The organism is Mesorhizobium sp. M0001, assembly GCF_040324255.1.
Classification (GTDB): Bacteria; Pseudomonadota; Alphaproteobacteria; order Rhizobiales; family Rhizobiaceae; genus Mesorhizobium.
Genome location: NZ_JAMYVS010000007.1, coordinates 56,303 through 79,228, shown reverse-complemented (window position 1 = coordinate 79,228; position 22,926 = coordinate 56,303). Strand labels below are relative to the sequence as shown.

Genomic DNA, 22,926 nt, shown 5'->3' with positions numbered 1-22,926 from the left:
TTTTTAATGTTTTTCGGCCGCGCCTCTGGACAAGGCGAATCACCTTTGATTCTTTACAGACGATTCGGATGTGCGGTGTTGCCGGATCGTCAAGCGTACGGAAATTCGGGGAGTGCCATTTATGGCCAAGGCGGACGCGTGGGGCGCGCCCGAAGGGACGGCTTTTGAGCGGCGCAAGGCGCGAGGCGACGGCCTCGCCGGCAATACGCGGCTCATCGCTGAACCAGCCTACCGGCGGCTCCTGGCTGCCGAACCCCTTCTGCGCCGTTCGATACCGGCTCTCATCATCATCTTCCTGATCGTCATCGCCGCACTGCGCGTGCTGTCGCTGATGAACGAGCGCGACGAGGCCGAGCGCGACGGCAAGGCGGTGCTAGGTCTCGCCGCCGGCCAGATGGCGAACGCAATCTCGGCCGACCCGACCGCGGCATCCAGCGGTGCAATTGATCTTCTGGAAAGCACGAGCCGCCAGGGCGCCATGGGCAGAAGCCATGTGCTTGTGATCACCGACAGCGCCTTCAAGATCATTGCCGTGTCGCCGCTGTCGACCGGCTGGCAAGGGCGATCGCTGGACAGCCTGGTGCTGGACGGCCAGCCGCTGTTCATGTTCGGCGACCGCGCCGGGGTCATGGATGTCAGCATCGGCGGCCAGGACTGGTACGCGGCGGTGAGCCTGACCCGGGACCGCAAGAACGCCGCCGCCGTGCTGGTGCCGCAGGAAGCGGTGTTCGACAACTGGCGCAAGACCGTCTCGCTCAACGTCACGCTGTTTGTGCTGACAGCCGGCGTGCTGATCATCATCCTCTACGCCTATTTCGGCCAGGCATCGCGCGCCCAGACAGCCGACCGCATCTATCTCGAAGCCCATCAGCGCATCGACATGGCGCTGGTTCGCGGTCGCTGCGGCCTGTGGGACTGGGACATGGTGCGCGGCAAGATGTACTGGTCGCGCTCGATGTACGACATGCTGGGCTACGAGCCCTGCAACTCGATGCTGTCGTTCGGCGAGGTCGACGACATCATCCACCCCGAGGACGGCGACCTGTTCGAGCTCGCCAACAAAATCGTCGAGCGCGAGATCGACCATATCGACCAGGTGTTCCGGATGCGTCACGCCGACGGCCAGTGGGTGTGGATGCGCGCCAGGGCCCAGGTGATCGACCCGGAAGCGCCTGAGATCCAGCTGATCGGCATTGCCGTCGACGTCACCGAGCAGCGGCATCTGGCGCTGCGCTCGGAGGCGGCCGACCTGCGCCTGCGGACCGCGATCGAAAACATCAACGAATCCTTCGTGCTGTGGGATGCCGCCCAGCGCCTGATCATGTGCAATTCCAAATACCAGAAGGACAACGGCCTGTCGGACCGCGACGTCATGCCGGGCGCTGCGCGCGCCGTGCTTGAAGAGCGCATGCTGGCCTTCGCCTCTGAACGGCGGCTGGCCAACACCAACGGGCCGCAAGGGGGCGCAACCTTCGAGCGGCAGCTCTCCGACGGCCGCTGGCTGCAGGTCAACGAACTGAGGACCCGGGACGGCGGCACGGTCTCCGTCGGCTCCGACATCACCCAGATCAAGCTGCACCAGGAAAAGCTGGTCGACAGCGAGCGCCGGCTGATGGCGACCATCCACGACCTCAGCCTCGCCCGCCGGGCCGAGGAAGAGCGCGCCAAGGAACTGGTCGAGCTCAACCGCGAATATATGAAGGAAACCGAGCGCGCCGAGGCCGCCAATCGGGCCAAATCCGAATTCCTAGCCAACATGTCGCACGAGCTGCGCACGCCGCTCAACGCCATCATCGGGTTCTCCGAACTGATGGAACAAGGCCTGTTCGGGCCGCTCGGTTCGCCGCGCTACGAGGAATATGCCAACGACATCAACGGCAGCGGCAAATATCTGCTCGGCGTCATCAACGACATACTCGATATGTCGAAGATCGAAGCCGGCCAATTCTCGGTGGACCGCGAGGAAATCGATCTCTGCCCGCTGATCCGCGAGACGGTGCGGGTGATCTCGCTGCAGGCGGCGGAGAAATCGATCACGGTCGAAACCCGCATCGCCGATACGATGACGCTGTTCGCCGACCGCCGGGCGATCAAGCAGATCGCCATCAATCTGCTGTCGAATGCGGTGAAGTTCACCGGCCAGGGCGGCCATATCTCGGTGCGCGCCCGCAACACGTCAGGCGCGCTGGTGCTGACCATCGAGGACAATGGCTGCGGCATTCCGAAGGAGGCACTGAGCAAGCTTGGCCGCCCCTTCGAACAGGTGCAGAACCAGTTTTCGAAGAACCACGCCGGTTCCGGCCTCGGCCTTGCCATCTCGCGCTCGCTGGCCGAGTTGCAAGGAGGAGCGCTGAAAATCCGCTCGACCGAAGGCGTCGGCACCATCGTGTCGGTGCGCATCCCGGTGAAGAAGGCGCAGCCGGCGGTGAAGGCGGCGGCCTGACGGCCCGCCAATGCCAGCGGTGCTCTCCGCCGCGTTCAAGGACTGAGTAGCCGCGGTCATGTAAGGGCTCCGGCGGCTTTCGCCGCCGGAGACATATCGCCACTCACTCCATGCTGTCGTCGCCGCCGTCCCATTGGTGGTGGCGGCCCATGCGGCCGTTCTTCGGTAGTTCGTTGCGCTCGATCTTGCCGTCATTGTTGCGGTCGAGCATCGCGAACACCTTTTTCTCGCGCCCGGTGATGTCGTCCGTGGTCAGCGTGCCGTCGCCCTTGCTGTCGTAGCGGGCAACGATGCGCTTGGCCATTTCCTCGAACCGCGCCTTCTCCAGCGCGTCAGCGAGCTGGGCGACTGTCAGCTTGCCGCCATTATCGGCGACCAGCTTCTTCAGCCGCGCGTTCATGGCGTCGGAAAACTGGTCGAAGCTGATGGTGCCGTTGGAATCCTTCATCGCCTTGTCGAGGCGCATCATGGTGCCCTCGCGCATTCTGGCGCTGGCATTGTTCTCGGCATAGGCGGTGGTGCCGACGGCGCCGGCAAGCGCGATGAAGGCAAGGGCAAGTCCGGTTGTCTTTCTCATGGGTATCTCCTGTTGCATCGTCACCCCCGATGCGATCCGAAACAGCCGCCAGCGCTTCACGCCCTCACAACCGTTTCGTACGAAGCAAAAGGTCGAAATCCTTTCTGACCTTTTGCGACGTTTCCTTGAGATGTGCTTCCAGCACACCGAAATCCGGCAGGTCAGTCACCGCCAGAAGCAGATCCGACAATCCCGGCGGAACGTCATCGCGTTCGAATGCACCGGTGAGGCAAAGCCGCGTCATCTGGGTCAGCGCCAGATAGAGTTGGTAGGCTTCGCAAAGCTGCTGCCTGACGTCAGCCTCGGCGAAATCCGGCGACAGATGCGCCAGGATTTCGCCGGTCGCGGTCACCCTGCGGCCGGCTTCGACCTGCCCGGTTATAACCGCCACCTGCGCGATGAATTCGAGGTCGATGAGGCCGCCGGAGATGAGCTTGATGTCCCAGAGATCGCGCGGCGATTTTTCCTTCTCGATCAGCGCGCGCATCTCGGATGCCTCCGCCCTCACCTTGGCGGCGTCGCGCGGCAAGGCCAGAAGTGCCGCCACCTCGGCCTCGACCTCGGCGCAAAGGGCCGCGTCGCCGCCGATGGCGCGCCCCCGGGCCAGCGCCATGTGCTCCCAGGTCCAGGCCTCCTGGCGCTGGTATTTCTTGAAGGCATCGATGTGGGTGGCCACCGGCCCCTTGTTGCCGGATGGCCGCAAGCGCAGGTCGAGCTCGTAGAGAACGCCTTCGGCGGTCGGCGCCGAGACAGCCGCGATCAGCCGCTGCGTCATCCTGGTATAGTAGTGCGATGGTGCGAGCGGCTTGTCGCCGTCGGACTCGTCGGCATTCGCGTCGTGGTCGTAGAGCAGAATGAGGTCGACATCGGAGCCGGCGGTGAGCTCGCGGCTGCCGAGTTTGCCCATGCCGAGCAGCGACACGGTGCCGCCGGCGATGCGGCCGTGGCGCAGCGCGAATTCGGTGGTCACCGCCTGCAATGCGGCGTCGATGGTGAGGTCGGCGAGATCGGAAAAGGCGCGGCCGGCGCGCGCCGGGTCGATCGAGCCGGCGAGCAGCCTGACACCGATCAGGAATTTCTGCTCGGAGGCAAAGATGCGCAGCCGGTCAAGCACATCCTCGTAGGGCCTGTCGCCATCGATGAAAGCGGCCAACCGCGCTGAGAGATAGGCGCGGTTGGGCAGTTCGGTGAGCAGCGCCGGGTCGAGCAGACCGTCGAAGACATGCGGGCGCCTTGTGATGATTGCCGCCAGCCGAGGCGCGGCGCCCATGATCGTCGCCATAAGCTTCAGCAGAGCGGGATTCGACTGCAGCAGCGAAAACAGCTGGATGCCGGCGGGCAGGCCGGCGAGGAGTTCATCGAAGCGAACCAGCGCCTCGTCGGCCCGGCGCGTCTGGCCGAAGGCTTTGAGCAGCGCCGGCGTCAGTTCGGTCAGCCGCTCGCGCGCTTCCGCCGACTGGGTGGCGCGATAGCGGCCGAAATGCCAGCCCCGAATGACGCGGCAGATGTCGCTTGGCCGCTGGAAGCCAAGGCCATGCAAGGTCTGCAGCGTGTCGGGATCGTCGACATCGCCGGTGAAGACCAGATTGCCGACGCCGGCCGACAATTCAGGCGCAGTCTCGAACAGCGCGGCGTAATGGCGCTCGACCTCATGCAAAGCCGCGCGAAAGGTTTCGGCAAATCTGGCGGCATCGGCAAAGCCCAGCATATGGGCGATGCGTTCCAGCCCTTCATCATCGTCGGGCAGAATATGCGTCTGCTCGTCGGCGACCATCTGGATGGCGTGTTCCACGCCGCGCAGAAACCAATATTGCTGCGTGAGCGCGTTGCGTGCATCGGCGGTGATCCAGTTGCGCGCCGCCAGCGCACCCAGCATCGGCACCGTCTCGCGGCCGCGCAGCTCCGGAAAACGGCCGCCGGCGATCAGTTGCTGGGTCTGGACGAAGAACTCGATTTCGCGAATGCCGCCGCGGCCGAGCTTGACGTTGTGTCCTTTGACCGCGATCTCGCCATGACCCTTGTGGGCATGGATCTGGCGCTTGATCGAATGAACGTCGGCGATCGCCGCATAGTCCATGTATTTGCGCCAGACATAGGGCTGCAATTCCCGCAGGAACGCATCCCCGGCATCGAGATCGCCGGCCACGGGACGCGCCTTGATCATGGCGGCGCGCTCCCAGTTCTGGCCGCGCGCCTCATAGTAGCGAAGTGCTGCCTCGACCGGGATCGCCAGCGGCGTCGAGCCTGGATCGGGACGAAGCCTCAAATCGGTGCGGAAGACATAGCCGTGCCCGGTGCGGTCCTGCAGGATGCGGACCAGCCTGCGGGTCAGGCGCGCAAACAGCTCTGTGGCGTCGAGCGGATCGACGATTGCCGGCGCATCCGGATCGAAGAAGACGACGAGGTCGATGTCGGAGGAGAAATTCAGTTCATGCGCGCCAAGCTTGCCCATGCCGAGCACGATCCAGCCGGATTGCCGTGACGGATTTTCGGGATCGGGCAATTTGAGCTTGCCTTGGCTGTGCGCCTCGCGCAGCAGGAAGTCGACCGCCGCACAGGTGCAGGCATCGGCGAGATTGCTGAGGCGCCTTACCGTCAGCGCGGTATCGGCCTCGCCGGAGAGGTCTGCAAGTGCGATCAGGAAGTGAGCTTCACCCTTCCACTGCCTGAGTTCCATCATCAGGCTGGATTCGGAAACGGTCTCGGCAAAGGCGGCCTTGCCGATCGCTTCGGCAATGCTGGTCAGCCTGGCCTCGACACCGTCATCGAACAGCGCGTCGAGGATTTGCGGCCGGCGGCGCGCGACATCGCGGAGGAAGGGCGAGAGATCGAAGACGGCAGCGAGAAACTCCTGTGCGGCGCCCTTGCCCCCTAGGAATTTCGCCAGACGCGGCAGGTTCTCGTCCTTGGCATCGCCAGCGATCTCCGACAGTTCACGCCGGGCGCGGGTCTCATCCAGCGGCGCGAGCTGCGCCGCCAGTTGCAGGCGCCATTCGGTCTCGATCCGTTTCGCAGCCATCCTCACCGCCATCAATGGTCCTCCCGCGCCGGGAAGCTCATGATAACGGACAATCCGGGATTGGCAGGCAGAAGTTCAAGCCGGCCATTGTGAAAAGTCATGATCGCCTTGGCGAGGCTGAGACCAAGGCCTGATCCCGGCTGGGAGCGGCTCTTTTCCAGCCGCACGAAGCGCTCGGTCGCCCTGGCGCGGTCGGCGGCATCGGGGATGCCATGGCCATTGTCGGAAACGGAAAGGCGGATTTCGTGACCGACGCGCTGCAGGGCTACGCGCACGGCAGGCTTTTCCGTCGCATCGGTCGAGTATTTGATGGCGTTGTCGACGATGTTCGACAGTGCCTGGCCGATCAGCTCGCGGTTGCCATCGACGGAAAAAATCCCGTCCGCGGCAGTTTCAAGCACCACGCCAGCCTCCTCCGCCACCGGCTCATAAAGCTCGACAACGTCATGCACCGCGGCGGCGAGATCGACCTTGCTGGTGCTCTCCGAGGAATAGCCGGCCTCCAGCCTGGAGATCATCAGGATGGCGTTGAAGGTTTTTATCAGCTGGTCGGATTCGGCGATGGTGCCTTCCAGCGCCTGCCGGTAGTCGGTGGTCTTGTGCTTGCCCGAAAGTGTCGCCTCAGCGCGGTTGCGCAGTCTGGTCAGCGGCGTCTTCAAATCATGGGCGATGTTGTCGGAGACCTGCTTCAGCCCTTCGTTGAGCGTCGCTATCCTGGCCAGCATGGTGTTGAGGTTTTCCGACAGGCGGTCGAACTCATCGCCGGCGCCGGTCACCGGCAGCCGTCCCGTGAGATCGCCGCCCATGATGCGGCGGCTTGCCTCCGAGACGCTGTCGATGCGCTTCAGCGCGGCGCGGCCGACAAGGAACCAGATCAGCAGCCCGCCCAGGCCCATCATGCCCAGCGCCAGCATCAGGGCGCGGCGGACGACGGCGCGGAAGCGCTCGGGCTCGCCGAGATCGCGGCCGACCAGCATGATCATCTGGTTGGGCAGCCGCAGCACCAGCGCGATGGCGTTGTGGCCCTTCTCGCCCTCGGACTGAATTTCGGTCTCGCCGGGCTGCGCGCCATTCGGGTCAGAAGCCTGGTTGCGCTGCCGTTCAAGCTCACCTTCGCCGAAACGGCGATAGGAGAAGGGTTCGGTCGTCCAGCCATCGGTCTCGAGCACCCCCGGTGCCAGGCTCTGCACGTTGCCGGTGAGGATCTGGCCGTTGACATCGGCAATGAGATAGAGGTTGGCGCCGGGCTGGCGCGAGCGCTGCTCGACGACGCGCACCAGCCGCGGCAGGCCGCCGCTCTGATAGGCACGGGCGAGGCCGAGCACCTCGTCATTGATGGTCTGCTGGGTCTGGCCGGTCAGCATGCGGGCCGACAACGACGTCATGTAGAAGACCAGCAACACGGCACATAGCGCGAAAAGCAGGAAATAAAGCGCTGAAAGCCGCGCCGCCGTCGTCCTCATGATGGCCGGCAGGGAAAGGGCCATCGAGTTCTAGCTCATGATGAGATTTGGCTGAAATCTCATCATGACCTACCCCTTTGTTGGAGCATGATCTTCTCCAAAAACCGGTACCTACTTTTTGGGATCATGCTCTAGCCGCTCTTCAGCATATAGCCGGCGCCGCGAACCGTATGCAGGATCGGCTTGTCGAAACCCTTCTCGATCTTGCCACGCAGGCGCGAGACGTGAACGTCGATCACGTTGGTCTGCGGATCGAAATGATAGTCCCAGACATTTTCGAGCAGCATGGTGCGCGTCACCACCTGGCCGGCATGGCGCATCAGATATTCGAGCAGGCGGAATTCGCGCGGCTGTAGCGTGATCTCGCGCGCCGCGCGCTTGACCGAATGGGACAGCCGGTCAAGCTCGAGATCGCCGACCCGGTAGACGGTTTCGGCCTCCCTGGCGCTGGCGCGGCGGTTCAGCACCTCGACGCGGGCGAGCAATTCGGAAAAGGCATAGGGCTTGGTCAGATAGTCGTCCCCGCCGGCGCGCAGACCGGTGACGCGGTCATCGACTTCGCCCAGCGCCGACAGGATCAGCACCGGCGTGGTGTTGCCGCGCGAGCGCAGGCCGGCAATGACGGAGAGCCCGTCGCGGCGTGGCATCATGCGGTCGACGACCATCACGTCATAGTCGCCGGCATCGGCCAGCGCAAAGCCGGTTTCGCCGTCGCCGGCGACATGGGCGGTGTGCCCAGCCTCGGCAAAGGCCTTCTGCATATAGTCGGCCGCCTCGCGATCGTCTTCTATGACGAGAATCTTCATAGAGCCGTTATACGCGATTTCGCCGGAAGATTGAGGGGCCGCCATAAGCGCAAAAGCTTTCGTTCAAGCATGTCGTTTTGCAAAAACCGCCGTGCACTTTTGGGCGACATGCTTCGATGTTAGAGCGGCAGCGGGCGATGGGGGCCCGCTGCCGCCGGGGGCAGAACACGATGACTGACTAACGCGTTCGGCCCCTTGCTTCCCGTGCGGCGGCTCGGGGGTGTTGAAACCGCCGCACTGGAAACTGTGTGATGTCAGCCTTTGGCGACTGGCAGCGCGACGAAGCGGTTTGAATCGTCGCGGGTGATCTGCATCAGCACCGCCTTGCGGCCGGACTTGACCGCATCGGCCATCGCCTTGGCGACGTCTTCGGTGCCGTTCACCTCCGTCGAATTGACCGAGGTGATGACATCGCCGGGCTGGATGCCGCGGTCGGCGGCATCGCTGTCGGGATCGACATCGGTCACCACCAGGCCCTTGCCGTTTTCCGACTTGGTGACGGTGAGGCCGAGATCGGCCAGCGCGGCGGGCTTTGCCGGTGCCGCGGGCTGCTGCGGGTCGGCCGAGGCCTGCTTGTCAGTGGATGGCAACGTGCCGAGATCGACCTTGATGGTCTGGCTCTTGCCGTCGCGCCACACCGTGACGTCGACCGACTTGCCGGGTGGGTACGCGCCGATCAGACGAGCCAGTTCCTTCGGCGATGCGACGTCCTTGCCTTCGACCTGGGTGATCACGTCACCGGCGGTGATGCCGGCCTTCTTGCCGGGGCCACCGTCCTGGGCGCCCGAAACCAGAGCCCCGTTCTGCGACTTCAGGCCCAGCGATTCGGCGATGTCCGATGTAACCGGCTGGATTTCGACGCCGAGCCAGCCACGCTGCACCGAGCCGCTCTTCATCAGATCCTGCACCACCTGCTTGGCGGTGGAGGCCGGAATGTCGAAGGCGATGCCGACGCTTCCGCCCGACGGCGAGAAGATCGCGGTGTTGATGCCGACGACCTGGCCGTTGAGGTTGAAGGTCGGGCCGCCCGAATTGCCGCGGTTGACCGAGGCGTCGATCTGGATGAAGTCGTCGTAGGGACCGGCGCCGATATCACGGCCACGGGCCGAGACGATGCCGGCGGTGACGGTGCCGCCGAGGCCGAACGGATTGCCGACGGCCACCACCCAGTCGCCGACGCGAACCTTGGAATCGTCGGCGAAATCGACATAGGTGAACTTGCCGACGCCATCGACCTTGAGCACCGCCAGATCGGTGCGCGGATCGGTGCCGATCAGCTTGGCGTCAAGCTCCTTGCCGTCATTCATTACCACTGTGAAGGCGGAGCCTTCCTCGACGACATGGTTGTTGGTGACGAGATAACCGTCATCGGAGATGAAGAAGCCCGAACCCTGGGCTACCGGACGCGGCTGGTCGTTGTTATGGTCGCGGTGGCTGAAGCGACGATTGCCGCCGCCCTGGCCGTTCTGATCGCCAAAGCCCCGGAATTGCTTGAAGAACTGGCGCAGCTGCGGATTGTCGGGCAGGTTGTTCATGCCGTCCGGATCGTCGGACTGGTCGGAGCCGTCATCGGCGGCAGGCTCGATCTTGGCCTTGACCTTGACGCTGACCACGGCCGGCGAAACGCGCTCGACGACGTCGGCAAAGCCCGGTACCTGCGGCGCTTCGACCCGCACGGCATCGGCCAGAACGGGAGCTGTACCAGTGGCAACGGCGCCGAAACCGATGCCGCCGGCAATGGCCAGCGAAGCGGCGGCGGCCAACAGGCGCTTGCGGGTCCGGGAATATGGGTTGGGGGCGATAGTCATGGGTCTCATATCCTCTTTTCACTGGATGCGGCTCAGGCAGAGCATCCTCGGACAAGAGAAATAGAGAGGCGCACATTACCGCGCCATTTCCGAAGCATGAAAGTTTTGTAATGTTGGGCGGACGCACAAATCGCTTGGTTGCGCTCGCCTGCTGCGCTATGGTGTACACAACTCAGCACAAGGCTTTCACAATGACAGCAAGCACCACCATGACCATTCGAGTCTCGTCCGAGACCAAGCTGAAGCTGGAGCAGATCGCTACCGATACCAGGCGTAGTAAATCGTTCCTCGCCGCCGAGGCGGTCTCAGCCTATGTCGATCGCGAGCTGGATATCATCGAAGGCATAAAACGTGGCATGGCCGACGCAGAGGCTGGCCGCGTCGTGCCCCACGACGACGCCATGGCGGAGGTCGACGCGGTGATCGAAGCAGCGAAAGCCAGGCGCGCAGGCAAGGCGTGAAGCGGTTCGTCACCTGGTCGCGAGAGGCGCTGGACGATCTCACGCAGCAAGTTGCCTTTATCGCTCAGGACAATCCTGCCGCCGCCCGACGCCTCGCGGACCGTATCCGTGAAATGGGCCGGGGCCTTGGTGATATGGCGACGGGCCGACCTGGCCGGGTAACAGGCACTTATGAGAAGCCCATCGGCCGCCTGCCCTACATCATTGCCTATGAATTGCGCCTGATCGCCGGCCGTCAGAGCATTGTTATCCTGCGCGCCATCCACACGTCGCGGGACTGGCCTTTGGAGGAATGGCCGAGCTAGTCGCTCAGCATCTTGTCCAGCGCCGCCTGTTCCTCGGCGCTCAGCGCCTTGGTTGCCAACGAGCGGCGGGAGCGTGTGGTCAGCACAATGAAAATGCCGCCGACTAGAAGCAGAAGCACCGGCGTGCCCCAAAGCAAGGCGTTGCGCGGGCTGAAGCGCGGCTTCAACAGCACGAACTCGCCGTAGCGCGACACGATATAGTCCATCACCTGCTGGTCGGTATCGCCGGCAACCAGGCGCTGGCGCACCAGGATGCGCAGGTCGCGGGCGAGGTCTGCATCGGATTCGTCGATGGACTGGTTCTGGCAGACCATGCAGCGCAGGCCTTCCGACAGTAGCCGCGCCCTCGCCTCGAGCGCCGGATCGGTGAGAACCTCGTCCGGTTTCACCGCTTGCGCCGCGCCGGCAAACAGCAGCGCCAGAAGCAGGGTGAGCGAGGCCAACGAGAACCTGGTGCTCACGGCGCGCCTGCCGACGGCATGGAGGCTGCCTGCTTGCGGCGGCGCGAGGGTGCGCCAACCCGCAGGCGCCGGTCGAGCAGCGACATTGCGGCTCCCGCCATCATCACCAGAGCTCCGCCCCAGATCAGCGTCACCAGCGGCTTCCACCACAGGCGCACCACGACCGACCCATCGGTGCCCTCATCGCCCAGCGACAGATAGAGTTGGCTGAAGCCGATCGTCTCGATGCCGGATTCGGTCGTCGTCGTCTGCCGCACCGGAAAGAAGCGCTTGGCCGAGGTGATCTCGGCTGAAACGCCGCCACCGGCGCCGATCACGGAAAAGCGGCCGCGCTGCTCGCTGTAATTCGGACCCTGCGCCGGGAAGAGGCCGTCGAAACGCAGCGTGTGGCCGGAGAGTTCGACGCTCTCGCCGGCATGCATCGGCAGTATCCTTTCGGTGCCGAAGCACAGCGTGCCGACAATGCCGAGCGTCGTCAGCCCGAGGCCGAGATGGGCAAGTGCAGTGCCGAACACCGAACGCGGCAGGCCGGCGAAACGGCGCAGCATGATGGCGGGCGACACATTGCCAAAGCCGGACTTGACGGCGAGGTCGGTGAGCGCGCCGCAGACCAGCCAGCAGGCGAGGCCGACACCAAGGGCGGCGAACACCGACGCGCCGTCGATAAACAGCCCCGTGACCAGCATCGCCAGGAGAGCGGCGCCGAAAGCCGCCATCAGGCGCTGAGCGACGGCATAGAGGTCGCCGCGCTTCCAGGCTAGCAGCGGCCCGAACGGAACCACGACCAGCAGCGGCACCATCAGCGGGCCGAATGTCAGGTTGAAGAAGGGGGCGCCGACCGAGATCTTGCCGGCCGAAAGCGCCTCGACCGCGAGCGGATAGAGCGTGCCGACCAGCACGGTGGCGGTGGCCGTGGTCAGGAACAGATTGTTGAGGACAAGCGCGCCTTCGCGCGAGATCGGGTGGAACAGGCCGCCGGCCGTCAGCCGCGAGGCGCGCAGCGCAAACAGGGCCAGCGAGCCGCCGATGAACAGCGTCAAAATGCACAGGATGAAGATGCCGCGGGTCGGATCGGTGGCGAAAGCATGCACCGAGGTCAGCACGCCGGAGCGCACCAGGAAGGTGCCGAGCAGCGACAGCGAGAAGGTGAGGATGGCAAGCAGCAGCGTCCAGATCTTGAGCGCCGAACGCTTCTCCATGACGATCGCCGAATGCAGAAGAGCCGTGCCGGCCAGCCACGGCATAAAGGAGGCGTTTTCGACCGGATCCCAGAACCAGAAGCCGCCCCAGCCGAGCTCGTAATAGGCCCAGTAGGAGCCCATCGCGATGCCGCCGGTGAGGAACATCCAGGCGACCAGCGTCCACGGCCGCACCCAGCGCGCCCAGGAGGCATCGATGCGGCCTTCGATGAGGGCGGCGACCGAGAAGGAAAAGCAGATAGAGAACCCGACATAGCCGAGATAGAGCAGCGGCGGATGGATGGCGAGGCCAAGATCCTGCAGGACCGGGTTGAGATCGCGGCCCTCGATCGGCGCCGGATTGAGCCGGGTGAACGGATTGGATGTCGCCAGGATGAACAGGAAGAAGGTGGCGCCGATAGCCCCCTGCACGGCCAGCACATTGGCGCGCAGCGTCGCCGGAAGGTTGGAGCCGAAGACAGCGACCAGCGCACCGAAGAAGGTCAGGATCAGCACCCAGAGCAGCATCGAGCCTTCGTGATTGCCCCAGGTTCCGGTGATCTTGTAGATCAGCGGCTGCAGCGAATGCGAGTTTTCCCACACGCTCGCCACCGAGAAATCGGAACTTGCATAGGCGCCGGCGAGTGCTGCGAACGATAGCGCCGTGAGCGCGAAGCCTGTGACCGTGACGGGACCGCCGACAGCCATCAGCCTCTGGTTGCCGGTACGGGCGCCGATCAGCGGCACCAGCGTCTGCACCAGCGACAGCACAAAGGCGAGGACGAGCGCGAAGTGTCCGGTCTCAACCATTACTGGCTCTTGCTCTCTTGCCACACGCCCTTGGCCTTCAGCCCGTCAGCGACTTCCTTGGGCATGTAGCGCTCGTCATGCTTGGCCAGCACGCTGTCGGCGACGAAAACGCCGTCGGCGCCAAAGCTGCCTTCGGTGATGACGCCCTGCTCCTCGCGGAACAGATCGGGCAGGATGCCGGTATAGCTGACCTTGACCGATTTGTGCGCGTCGGTGACCGAGAACGCAACCGTCGCGCCCTGCCCGCGCACGACTGTGCCCTTTTCGACGAGGCCGCCGAGCCTGATGCGCTGTCCCGGCTGCAAGCTGGCGGTGGTCAGATCGGCGGGCATATAGAAATAGGAGGCCTTCTGGCCCAACGCATAGAAGGTCAGCCCGGTGGCGGCGCCGAGGAAGGCAAGACCTCCGACAATCACCGACAATCGCTTCTGCTTGCGCGTCATGTCCTACTCCGTCGCCGTCAGGCCGAGCGAGGCGGCAAAGGCGGTGAATTTCTTCGCTTCCTCACTGTCGGCGCCAAACACGGCGATACCGCGATGCAGCGCGTCGCGCGCCTGGTCGGCCTTGCCCAGCACAACATAGGAACGAATGAGCCGCATCCATCCTTCCGTGTCGCGCGGTTTTTGCCGCAATTTTTCGTCGAGGCCGGCGACCATGGTTTCGATCATGGCCTGCCTGTCCTGCGGCGCCATCGACGAGGCGGCGTCGACGGCCGCGGCATCGGGGCCTTTCGCCGGCTCTCCTGAGGCGACGCTGCGGTTGGCAGCCTCGGCTAACGCCTGTTGGACAGCTCCGCGCCATGGTGAATCCTGCGGCAGGGAATCGAGCATTTTCTGCCACGCCGCGGTTGCCTCGGGTATGCGGCCTTCCTGGGCCAGCGCCATCGCCAAATAGAACGAGGCTTTCGCGTTTGCCGGGTCGAGTTTTAGCGCCTGTTCGAAAGCGGATTGCGCATCGGCCGAAACGATGCCGCCGGCCGCATTGGCAATCGCTTCGCCGAGGCCGGCCTCGCGGGCGGCCGTGTCGCCATCGAGGCGGATGGCATTGCGATAGGCGGTCACGGCATCGGGAAAGCGCTGCAGGCGCAGATAGATCGGGGCGAGCACGTCCCAGCCGCGTCCATCGCCAGGGTTGGCGGCAAGATGGGCCTCGGCGCGCGCCACCAACTCGTCGACCGAACTATCGGCCGGATTCTTGGCCAGCCGTTCGGCGAGCGGCTGCGACGGCAGATCCGGCGAGCCGAGCTGGCTGTACAGGCCCCAGCTGAGCAGCGGGACCACCAGCACCGCTGATGTTGCCATCAACCTGGCCGCCCTCGACGGCTGCCGCGCGCCAGGTGCATCGGCTTGACCGACATTGGCTTGACCAACATCTCCCAGGCGAAGGATGCGGCGGGCGATCTCAGTGCGCGCCTCCTCGGCTTCGGCCGGCTGAATCAGGCCGCGCGCGGCGTCACGCTCAAGCTCGGCCAATTGGTCGCGATAGACTTCGAGATCATGGTCGCTGCTGGTCGGAGCGCCCTTGCCGCCGCTGGTCAGCGGCCGCAGCACCGCCAGGCTTGCGCCCAGCGTGAGGAGTGCGGCTATGACCCAGAACAGCATGGTTCTTCCAATAGAGCGAGAGCCCTGCTCTCACAACATGAGGGTGCTGCGACGCTTTGACGGGATTCCGGCCCCGGCCCAATCTTCAGGTCAGCGGCGTCCAGCTGCCGTCGGCGTTGCGGCATGCGGTGCCCCGCGCGGTCTGGCCGGCCGTGCCGGTAAACACCGTATGGGTGTACTGGCGGCAATCCTGCGAGCCGACGCGGTAGGGCTGGGCCGCGACGACTTCGCCGGAATGAGCCGAACTGTCGCTCTTCCACGTCACCTTCTGGCCGCTCGCCGTATATTCGAGCGCCTTGTATTCCGCCTCGAGCGCCTTGCGCTTCTCGGTGCTGTTCAGGCCGCTGCCGATCGATCCGCCGACGAGCCCGCCGGCCATGGCCGAGATGATCGTCGTCGCGACTTTGGCCCCTGAAGGAGGCGACGCGGGCGGGTTGGTGATGGAGATATCCGGGCCACTGCCCTTGCCCAGCGTTCCGCAGCCGGAAAGAGCGAGCAGTGCGGAAACGAGCGCAACGCGAATCTTCATGCCAACAACCGGTTTTCTTGAACGGGATGCGCTGGGGGCCGCGTCATCGGGGGCGTCAGGACATCATACTATTGATATTTGTCGGAAATTTGGCCGTTCTTAACGGCTTTTGCGCAATCGAGGGGCCGCCATAACACAGGCATTCGGCCGTGTCGATTGGCCCTGGGCAGTACATCATTGCAAGCTCCGCAAGCGCACAACCGCCTTCAGCCCGCCCATCGTGGAGCGTTCCAGCGCCAGCGCCCCGCCATACTCGTTGACGAGGTCGGCAACGATGGCAAGTCCGAGCCCGGTTCCCGGCTTTGTCTCGTCGAGGCGCCGGCCGCGTTTCAAGACATCGCGGGCCTTGTCCTCGGGGATGCCGGGACCGTCATCCTCGATCGATAGCTCGAACAGGCCGGCTGCGGCCGGCGTGACGGATACGGCAACAGTGCTCCTTGCCCATTTCATCGCATTGTCGAGGAGGTTGCCGACCAGTTCCTCCAAATCCTCGCGCTCGCCAGCAAAGACGATGTCGGCCGCCGGCAGCGTAAGCGACAGGCTGACATCAGGCTTGAGTTTTTGCAGCACGCGCACCATGCGCTGCACCAGCGGGGTCACCGGCGTGCGGTAGACGACGCTGTCGCGCTGCGCGGCGACCCGAGCCCGCTGCAGGTAGTGGTCGACCTGTTTCTGCATCGACGCCGCCTGGTCGGCGATGAGCTGGCCCTTGGCGCCGCCGAGAGCCCGGCCCTCATTGATCAGCACGGCGAGCGGCGTCTTCAGCGAATGGGCAAGGTTGCCGACCTGCGTACGCGAGCGCTCGACGATGCGCTTGTTGTTTTCGATCAGCGCATTGGTTTCGTTGGCGAGCGGCTCGATCTCGGCGGGAAACCGGCCATCGAGCCGCTGCGCCGTGCCTTCGCGCACCTGGGCAAGCGCGTTGCGAACCCGGCGCAAGGGCTGGAGGCCGAGCAGGATAGCGATCGCATTGATGGCGATCATGCCGACGCCGAACAGGCTGAGATAGGTCAGCAATCGGCCCTGGAAGGTGGCGATCTCCTGTTCGAGCTCGGTCTTGTTGCCCATCACGCGGAAGCGCGCGGCGCGGTTCTTGGCGTCGAGCACGAATTCGCTCTCGAACACTTCGAGCTGCTCGTCGCCGATACCGTCGGTGGAGTAGCTGCGCTGGAAGCTCGAATTGAACGGCACCTCGGCGACGGTCGGCGACGGGATCGTCGTGGTCATCGAGGACGAATGAAGGTTGCCGTGCACACCTTCGGAAGCCGGCTCCACCGACCAGTACCAGCCCGAATTCGGCTCCGAGAAGCGCAGGTCGCCAAGGTCGGGAGCACCGGTGAGCTGGCCGGATTCGGAAACGCCGACCGAGCCGATCAGATTGAACAGATGCGCCGACAGCAGGCTGTCGAAGCCGCGCTCGCTGGCCTGGCGGTAGAGCGTGGTGATCAGAGTGAAGATGACGATCAGGGTGAGGATCGCCCAGATCGTGGAAAAGCCGATGACGCGGAAGGCCAGCGAGCGCGGCCAGAGCCGCGCCGAAAAAGGCTTCCTTGCTGGTATGGGGAGCGGTTCCGCCTTACGCCTCCGGCTCACGCATGCGATAGCCCATGCCGCGCACGGTTTCGATCATGTCGATGCCCATCTTCTTGCGCAGCCGGCCGACAAAGACCTCGATGGTGTTGGAATCGCGGTCGAAATCCTGGTCGTAGAGATGCTCGACCAGCTCGGTGCGCGACACCACCTCGCCCATATGGTGCATCAGATACGCCAGCAGGCGGAACTCATGCGAGGTCAGCTTCAGCGGCACGCCGTTGACATCGGCCTTGGAGGCCTTGGTGTCGAGGCGCAGCGGCCCGCAAGTGAGCTCGGACGAGGCATGGCCGGCGGCGCGGCGGATCAGCGCCCTCACCCTGGCCAGCACCTCCTCGATGTGGAACGGCTTGGTGACATAGTCGTCGGCGCCGGCATCGATGCCCGACACCTTGTCGCTCCAGCGGTCGCGCGCTGTCAGGATCAGCACCGGCATCTTGCGGCCGTTGCGGCGCCAGCGCTCGACGACGCTGATGCCGTCCATCTGCGGCAGGCCTATGTCGAGCACGACGGCATCGTAGGGCTCGGTGTCGCCGAGGAAATGCCCCTCCTCGCCGTCATAGGAGCGGTCGACGACATAGCCGGCATCGACCAGCGCGTCGGCCAGTTGCCGGTTGAGATCCTTGTCATCTTCGACGACGAGTACGCGCATGATCGGTCAGGCCTGTTGATGGGTCAGCTATAGGCCGATTCCGGTGGTCTGGGAAACGACCCTGCAAGGGGGAAGATTGGATCAGTTCGCCGGGACGACGATCTCGGAGCGGCGCGGACGCTGGCCGTCCTTGCCCGGCACAAGCACGACGATGACGCAGACCTCCTGGCCGCCACGCGTCGTCTGCGAAGCCTTGGCCAGCGTGCCGCCATTCTGCTCGGCAACCTGCTGGCCGATCGCGTAGCAATCCGCCGCGGCTGCCGGCGTCGCTTGCGACGCCAACAGGCCGGCCGCTGTGAGCGCCAGTATCGCGGTTCTGACATGAGAGCGAAGCGTTTTCATGGTCGGCGTTGTAACGCAACTGTGCTGAACGTGAAATGAACGGTGAACGGGTGAAAATCCATCCCCGCAATACCCCCTGCGCGCGCAACGAATGAATGCGATCCTACTGCCCAGTCCCTCAGACCGGGCAATGGATTCATAACCGGAAAACCGGCTGCGCGGCTATGGTGTTTGCGCGCAGGTTCTCAATTCGCAGCCAGATTGGGAACAGGTCAAGGCGAGACCATTCTGGGACCGCCCTAAATAGCGCGGGAAAACGTCAAATCATCGGAGTGCGCCATGACGGATAAACACCTTGCCGACCTTTACCGGGGCTATATCGCTTGCCTGAATGCCCAGGACTGGGCGAAACTTGGAGACTTTGTCGGCGACGAGGTGCAGCACAATGGCGAAATGCTCGGCCTGTCGGGTTATCGCCGTATGCTCGAAGGCGATTTCGAGGCGATACCCGACCTCCGCTTCAACATCGAACTGCTGGTCTGCCAGCCGCCGCGCGTGGCGGCGCGCCTGCATTTCGACTGTCATCCCAAGGGCGTGCTGTTCGGCCTGCCGGTGAACGGCAAGCGCGTGTCGTTCGCTGAGAATGTTTTCTACGAATTCGGAGAGGGTCGCATCCTCGAGGTGTGGTCAGTCATCGACAAGGCCGAGATCCAGGCGCAAATCTAGGTTGCTTCAATCACTTTGCTCGGTGAGAGCGCGTATCCGCAGCACCCCGTGGTAGAGCGCCAGGTCCTCGTCGTAGCGGGCCTCGGCGAACTCCAGGGACAGGCGGGTCTGGTCGCGCGAGCCGGTGGCGAAAGCGGCGCCGTCAAGGCGCGCCCGGATGCTGTCCATGATCAGACGCGTCTCGGCCTCGCCTTGCGCCTTCGACCAGACATGCAGCGTGATGAGCTGGTCGTCATCATTGTCGGCGCCGGTGTCCAGATCGAATGCGCTGGTCCTGCCATAGGTCACATAAGGGAAGGCGGCACTGTCGGCCGCCTGCTCGCGCAACCCGGCGCCGCCGAGCAGCGCCGTCAGCGAGGCATCGCTCTTCAATCTCATGAACAAGGCTTGCAGCAAATCGCCGGGCGCCGTCATCGTCGTCTCCGTTCGCCTGTCACGCTTTGAACAACCTCAGTTTCGCGCGCAACCTAACCGCGTTGCACGGATTGCGCCAGATGACGATCCGCCTGATGGAAGGCGGCGAATCGGGCGGCATGGCCCTTTCACGGACCGGGTTCTATTTGGCATGCGGGGAGTTTCAAGAAGGGTGTTATGAGGAGCCCTGTTTTCTCCGGCAATTCGAGGTCATTTCATGCGAACGCCACCGCTGCTGCCGGCCTTTGGAAAGCTTGGCGTCAAGCCCCCGGTCGCGATTGCGGCAGCACCCGCCCTGTCGAAGAGCACCGTGGCCCTGCGCATGCGCGAGATACTTTCAATGCATGGCGGCCTGGCCTTGAAGCTGTCGGTGGTGGCCTGACAATCCTGATCCTGGCGGCGGCATTTTTCATGTCAAGGGCCTGATGCCGATATGGCAAACCGCTACGCGTTGCGCATGGACGAGCCCGAGAGCTGGACTATCTTCGACATCTTCACCGGGCAGCCTGTCGAGCTTAAGCAACAGGTAATGGTGGCCATGAATTTGCGCGATGCGGAAGCGATGGCCGACCGCCTGAACAGCCGGGACGTCAAGCGGCGGGCAAAAGCCGACCGCAAGTCCTGACGCACGCTGATCTCAGCCGCTCTGATTGCAAGACGAACGCGCGCTAGCCGAAATCTGCGGCTGTGAGCACATAAATGCTCTTGCGGGTGCGGGCGTAGGCCTTGCTGGCAATGTCATGGATGGAGCTGGACGCGGTATCGAAGGCCGCCAGATAGGTGGCTTCCGCGGTCGCCGTCCCTGATGGCGCCTTCGAGAGGGCATCGGCGGCGACAGAGAAGGAAATCTGGAACATGCCGTCATGGCCGACAAAGCGGATGCGCTTGCCGGCCTCGTCATAGAAGCGGCTTGGATTGGGGAATGTCAGGCTCATGACGTGCCCCCCTTCGGCGCGGCGGCGGCTTTCTTGACGGTAGCCCGCTTCTTCTTCGGTGTCGGGTTCAAGGCTTCCGCGACGCGGTCGGCCTCTTCCTTGGCCAGGCGCAATTCCCTGAGCCTTGCCGTCTTGATCTCCCTGGCCCTCGCTTCGGACATGTAGTCGGAGGTTGCCTTGTTGCGCTCGGCCGTCTTCTTCTGCTTGTCCATGAAGCGGGCTTCAGCTTTTTCCATGATGCTCTGATTGCCTTCGGCCATCGCCTAAATCTCCTCGTGCCTGAAATGGTGAAATCGAACTTACGATATAAATAGTCGCTTTGGCCTCGAAATTCAATTTTTCGAAATATCTAGGCGCCTCGCGACGTTTCGAATCCGGCAGACATCATAATACTTTTTAATATTTAATTTTGGCCACGAATAATTTTTGGCACTCCTATCTATCGAGTGCCAATACGCCTATAAGAACGGCGCGGTCGCCTATGCCGGCCCCAGAAAGAAGTTCTCATGAAGTTTCGGCCACTCCACGACCGCGTCGTCATCCGGCGCGCCGAAGGCGATGTCAAATCCAAGGGCGGCATCATCATTCCCGACAATGCCAAGGAAAAGCCGCAGGAAGGCGAAGTCATCGCCGTTGGGCCGGGCGCACGCGACGAAAACGGCGCGCTTGTTCCGCTCGACGTCAAGGCCGGCGACTTCATCCTGTTCGGCAAATGGTCGGGCACCGAGGTCAAGATCGACGGCGAGGACCTGCTGATCATGAAGGAAGCCGACATTATGGGCGTCATCGACAAGAGCGAGACGGCCAATATCGGCAAGAGCGGGACGGTCGTCACCGAGAAGAGCGTCAAAGCCAAGAAGGCCGCCTGACCGGCCTGGCTTTGCCAGGCTCCGGCGAGCCGCTTGCTTCACCACACCAACGGGATTGAAAAAAATGTCTGCCAAGGAAATCAAATTCGCCACCGACGCGCGCGACCGCATGCTGCGCGGCGTCGAGATCCTCACCAATGCGGTGAAGGTCACGCTCGGCCCCAAGGGCCGCAACGTCATCATCGACAAGGCCTATGGCGCGCCGCGCATCACCAAGGACGGTGTGACGGTGGCCAAGGAAATCGAGCTTGCTGACAAGTTCGAGAACATGGGCGCGCAGATGGTGCGCGAAGTGGCTTCGAAGACCAACGACCTCGCCGGTGACGGCACCACCACCGCCACGGTGCTGGCCGCATCGATCCTGCGCGAAGGCGCCAAGCTGGTTGCCGCGGGCATGAACCCGATGGACCTCAAGCGTGGCATCGACCAGGCTGTCGCCGCCGTGGTCAAGGACATCAAGGCGAAGGCCAAGAAGGTCAAGTCGTCGGCCGAGATCGCGCAGGTCGGCACCATCGCCGCCAATGGCGATGCCAGCGTCGGCGCCATGATCGCCAAGGCGATGGACAAGGTCGGCAATGACGGCGTCATCACCGTCGAGGAGGCCAAGACCGCCGACACCGAACTCGACGTCGTCGAAGGCATGCAGTTCGACCGCGGCTATCTCTCACCCTATTTCGTCACCAATGCCGACAAGATGCGCGTCGAACTGGAAGAGCCTTACGTGCTCATCCACGAGAAGAAGCTCGGCAATCTGCAGGCGATGCTGCCGATCCTCGAAGCAGTGGTGCAGAGCGGCAGGCCGTTGCTGATCATCTCGGAAGACGTCGAAGGCGAAGCACTGGCGACGCTGGTCGTCAACAAGCTGCGCGGCGGCCTCAAGGTCGCGGCCGTCAAGGCGCCGGGCTTCGGCGATCGCCGCAAGGCGATGCTGGAAGACATCGCCGTGCTGACATCGGGCCAGATGATTTCCGAGGATCTCGGCATCAAGCTCGAAAACGTCACCATCGAGATGCTTGGCCGCGCCAAGCGCGTACTGATCGAGAAGGACACCACCACGATCATCGACGGCGCCGGCACCAAGGCGACCATCCAGGCGCGCATCGCGCAGATCAAGGGCCAGATCGAGGAGACCACGTCCGATTACGATAAGGAGAAGCTGCAGGAGCGGCTGGCCAAGCTCGCCGGCGGCGTCGCCGTGATCCGCGTCGGCGGCGTCACCGAGTCTGAAGTGAAGGAAAAGAAGGACCGCATCGACGACGCGCTGAATGCGACGCGCGCGGCGGTGGAAGAAGGCATCGTGCCCGGCGGTGGCGTGGCGCTTCTGCGCGCCAGATCGGCGCTGGCCGGGCTGACTGGCGCCAATGACGATGTGACGGCAGGCATTTCGATCGTGCTCAGGGCGCTTGAAGCGCCGATCCGCCAGATCGCCGAGAATTCCGGCGTCGAAGGCTCGATCGTCGTCGGCAAGCTGTCCGACAGCAAGGACCAGAATCAGGGCTTTGACGCCCAGAACGAGGTCTATGTCGACATGATCAAGGCCGGCATCGTCGACCCGGCGAAAGTGGTGCGCACCGCGTTGCAGGACGCCGGCTCGATCGCCGCCCTTCTGATCACCGCCGAAGCGATGATCACCGACGTTCCGGCCAAGGATGCGGCGCCTGCGGGCGGCGGTGGCGGCATGGGCGGCTACTGACCATCGCCCGAAAATTGCCCGCTGGAATCTGGGCGGGCATAAATCAGAACAGGCTGCCGGGGACATTTCCCCGGCGAGCCAGGAATTTCCGTCAGTCAGTCAAGACTGTCATCAACGACAGGGAGATCGACAGATGATCACATTCGCCCCGAAGCCAAACGCTGTATCCGCGACCAAGCCGGCGGAGGAGAGCCGCTTCGATCGCATCCGCCGGATTGCCGCCGACAAGCACAGGCAGGCCGATGCCGGGCCGATTCGCCGCGAGCCGTCGAAGACCGGCGACAAGCGGCCGACGTGACGGCTG

The 22,926-nt window shown here is 63.8% G+C and carries 25 protein-coding genes; 9 read left to right on the top strand and 16 right to left on the bottom strand.

All coding sequences use genetic code 11. The features are described 5' to 3' along the window. Positions 1–121 precede the first annotated feature (121 nt). A complete protein-coding gene (locus NKK50_RS20175) occupies positions 122–2,443 on the top strand; it encodes a PAS domain-containing sensor histidine kinase (RefSeq protein WP_023670189.1) in 2,322 nt (773 codons plus the stop codon). Between the two features lie 103 nt (positions 2,444–2,546). On the opposite strand, the gene NKK50_RS20170 is transcribed toward NKK50_RS20175, so the two are convergent. From NKK50_RS20170 to NKK50_RS20150, 5 genes are all read right to left on the bottom strand, one after another. Beyond that, the gene (locus tag NKK50_RS20170) at positions 2,547–3,020 is read right to left on the bottom strand and encodes an EF-hand domain-containing protein (protein WP_023754798.1); all 474 of its coding nucleotides are present in this window, start codon (positions 3,018–3,020) and stop codon (positions 2,547–2,549) included. Positions 3,021–3,084: 64 nt separating this feature from the next. Beyond that, a complete protein-coding gene (locus NKK50_RS20165) occupies positions 3,085–6,039 on the bottom strand; it encodes a bifunctional [glutamine synthetase] adenylyltransferase/[glutamine synthetase]-adenylyl-L-tyrosine phosphorylase (RefSeq protein WP_023816449.1) in 2,955 nt (984 codons plus the stop codon). An 11-nt stretch (positions 6,040–6,050) separates the two neighbouring features. After that, entirely contained in the window at positions 6,051–7,526 is a 1,476-nt protein-coding gene (locus NKK50_RS20160; protein WP_352543807.1) for a sensor histidine kinase, read from the bottom strand. A 107-nt stretch (positions 7,527–7,633) separates the two neighbouring features. Beyond that, a complete protein-coding gene (locus NKK50_RS20155; protein WP_023670185.1) occupies positions 7,634–8,308 on the bottom strand; it encodes a response regulator transcription factor in 675 nt (224 codons plus the stop codon). Positions 8,309–8,562: 254 nt separating this feature from the next. Beyond that, a complete protein-coding gene (locus NKK50_RS20150; protein ID WP_023670184.1) occupies positions 8,563–10,116 on the bottom strand; it encodes a Do family serine endopeptidase in 1,554 nt (517 codons plus the stop codon). Between the two features lie 191 nt (positions 10,117–10,307). Between NKK50_RS20150 and NKK50_RS20145 the strand changes: the two genes are divergently transcribed. Further along, the gene (locus NKK50_RS20145; RefSeq protein ID WP_023670183.1) at positions 10,308–10,577 is read left to right on the top strand and encodes a CopG family ribbon-helix-helix protein; all 270 of its coding nucleotides are present in this window, start codon (positions 10,308–10,310) and stop codon (positions 10,575–10,577) included. Next, a complete protein-coding gene (locus NKK50_RS20140; RefSeq protein WP_023670182.1) occupies positions 10,574–10,882 on the top strand; it encodes a type II toxin-antitoxin system RelE/ParE family toxin in 309 nt (102 codons plus the stop codon). The genes NKK50_RS20145 and NKK50_RS20140 overlap by 4 nt, the downstream gene beginning before the upstream one ends. Here the strand turns inward: NKK50_RS20140 and NKK50_RS20135 are convergent. The 8 genes from NKK50_RS20135 to NKK50_RS20100 all read right to left on the bottom strand — a co-directional run bounded on the left by NKK50_RS20135 (position 10,879) and on the right by NKK50_RS20100 (position 18,045). Continuing rightward, complete coding sequence (locus NKK50_RS20135) at positions 10,879–11,343, bottom strand: cytochrome c-type biogenesis protein (RefSeq protein WP_023670181.1); 465 nt, start codon at positions 11,341–11,343, stop codon at positions 10,879–10,881. The two genes, NKK50_RS20140 and NKK50_RS20135, sit on opposite strands and share 4 nt — an antisense overlap. After that, complete coding sequence (locus NKK50_RS20130) at positions 11,340–13,331, bottom strand: heme lyase CcmF/NrfE family subunit (RefSeq protein WP_023705430.1); 1,992 nt, start codon at positions 13,329–13,331, stop codon at positions 11,340–11,342. The genes NKK50_RS20135 and NKK50_RS20130 overlap by 4 nt, the downstream gene beginning before the upstream one ends. Further along, on the bottom strand, positions 13,331–13,774 hold the full coding sequence (ccmE, locus tag NKK50_RS20125) for a cytochrome c maturation protein CcmE (RefSeq protein WP_023705431.1): 444 nt from the start codon (positions 13,772–13,774) through the stop codon (positions 13,331–13,333). The genes NKK50_RS20130 and ccmE overlap by 1 nt, the downstream gene beginning before the upstream one ends. A 3-nt stretch (positions 13,775–13,777) precedes the next feature. After that, a complete protein-coding gene (ccmI, locus tag NKK50_RS20120) occupies positions 13,778–14,932 on the bottom strand; it encodes a c-type cytochrome biogenesis protein CcmI (RefSeq protein WP_352543806.1) in 1,155 nt (384 codons plus the stop codon). Between the two features lie 85 nt (positions 14,933–15,017). After that, complete coding sequence (locus NKK50_RS20115) at positions 15,018–15,461, bottom strand: RT0821/Lpp0805 family surface protein (RefSeq protein ID WP_023687241.1); 444 nt, start codon at positions 15,459–15,461, stop codon at positions 15,018–15,020. A gap of 174 nt (positions 15,462–15,635) precedes the next feature. Then, on the bottom strand, positions 15,636–17,054 hold the full coding sequence (locus NKK50_RS20110) for an ATP-binding protein (RefSeq protein ID WP_023754803.1): 1,419 nt from the start codon (positions 17,052–17,054) through the stop codon (positions 15,636–15,638). After that, entirely contained in the window at positions 17,038–17,703 is a 666-nt protein-coding gene (locus NKK50_RS20105; RefSeq protein ID WP_023670175.1) for a response regulator transcription factor, read from the bottom strand. The genes NKK50_RS20110 and NKK50_RS20105 overlap by 17 nt, the downstream gene beginning before the upstream one ends. An 81-nt stretch (positions 17,704–17,784) precedes the next feature. Next, on the bottom strand, positions 17,785–18,045 hold the full coding sequence (locus NKK50_RS20100) for a hypothetical protein (protein WP_023670174.1): 261 nt from the start codon (positions 18,043–18,045) through the stop codon (positions 17,785–17,787). Positions 18,046–18,324: 279 nt separating this feature from the next. Here NKK50_RS20100 and NKK50_RS20095 point away from each other — a divergent pair, with 279 nt between their 5' ends. Then, positions 18,325–18,711, top strand: a complete 387-nt coding sequence (locus tag NKK50_RS20095; RefSeq protein ID WP_023743734.1) for an ester cyclase — start codon at positions 18,325–18,327, stop codon at positions 18,709–18,711. Positions 18,712–18,717: 6 nt separating this feature from the next. On the opposite strand, the gene NKK50_RS20090 is transcribed toward NKK50_RS20095, so the two are convergent. Next, positions 18,718–19,125: a DUF3168 domain-containing protein gene (locus tag NKK50_RS20090; protein ID WP_023670173.1), complete on the bottom strand. Its 408-nt coding sequence runs from the start codon at positions 19,123–19,125 to the stop codon at positions 18,718–18,720. Between the two features lie 217 nt (positions 19,126–19,342). Here NKK50_RS20090 and NKK50_RS20085 point away from each other — a divergent pair, with 217 nt between their 5' ends. Continuing rightward, on the top strand, positions 19,343–19,507 hold the full coding sequence (locus NKK50_RS20085; RefSeq protein WP_245265722.1) for a hypothetical protein: 165 nt from the start codon (positions 19,343–19,345) through the stop codon (positions 19,505–19,507). Between the two features lie 51 nt (positions 19,508–19,558). After that, on the top strand, positions 19,559–19,750 hold the full coding sequence (locus NKK50_RS20080; protein ID WP_023670171.1) for a hypothetical protein: 192 nt from the start codon (positions 19,559–19,561) through the stop codon (positions 19,748–19,750). Between the two features lie 43 nt (positions 19,751–19,793). Here the strand turns inward: NKK50_RS20080 and NKK50_RS20075 are convergent, their stop codons facing one another. Both NKK50_RS20075 and NKK50_RS20070 read right to left on the bottom strand, forming a co-directional pair. Beyond that, positions 19,794–20,060 carry a DUF1488 family protein gene (locus NKK50_RS20075; protein WP_023670170.1) on the bottom strand — a complete coding sequence of 89 codons (267 nt, stop codon included), beginning with the start codon at positions 20,058–20,060 and terminating at the stop codon, positions 19,794–19,796. Further along, positions 20,057–20,320 carry a hypothetical protein gene (locus tag NKK50_RS20070; protein ID WP_023670169.1) on the bottom strand — a complete coding sequence of 88 codons (264 nt, stop codon included), beginning with the start codon at positions 20,318–20,320 and terminating at the stop codon, positions 20,057–20,059. Before NKK50_RS20070 ends, NKK50_RS20075 begins: the two co-directional genes overlap by 4 nt. A 246-nt stretch (positions 20,321–20,566) precedes the next feature. Between NKK50_RS20070 and NKK50_RS20065 the strand changes: the two genes are divergently transcribed. From NKK50_RS20065 to NKK50_RS20055, 3 genes are all read left to right on the top strand, one after another. Beyond that, positions 20,567–20,929: a co-chaperone GroES gene (locus NKK50_RS20065; protein ID WP_023834437.1), complete on the top strand. Its 363-nt coding sequence runs from the start codon at positions 20,567–20,569 to the stop codon at positions 20,927–20,929. A gap of 64 nt (positions 20,930–20,993) precedes the next feature. Next, positions 20,994–22,622 carry a chaperonin GroEL gene (groL, locus tag NKK50_RS20060; protein WP_023687238.1) on the top strand — a complete coding sequence of 543 codons (1,629 nt, stop codon included), beginning with the start codon at positions 20,994–20,996 and terminating at the stop codon, positions 22,620–22,622. A gap of 133 nt (positions 22,623–22,755) precedes the next feature. Beyond that, complete coding sequence (locus NKK50_RS20055) at positions 22,756–22,920, top strand: hypothetical protein (protein ID WP_023687237.1); 165 nt, start codon at positions 22,756–22,758, stop codon at positions 22,918–22,920. The last annotated feature ends 6 nt before the right edge of the window (positions 22,921–22,926 follow it).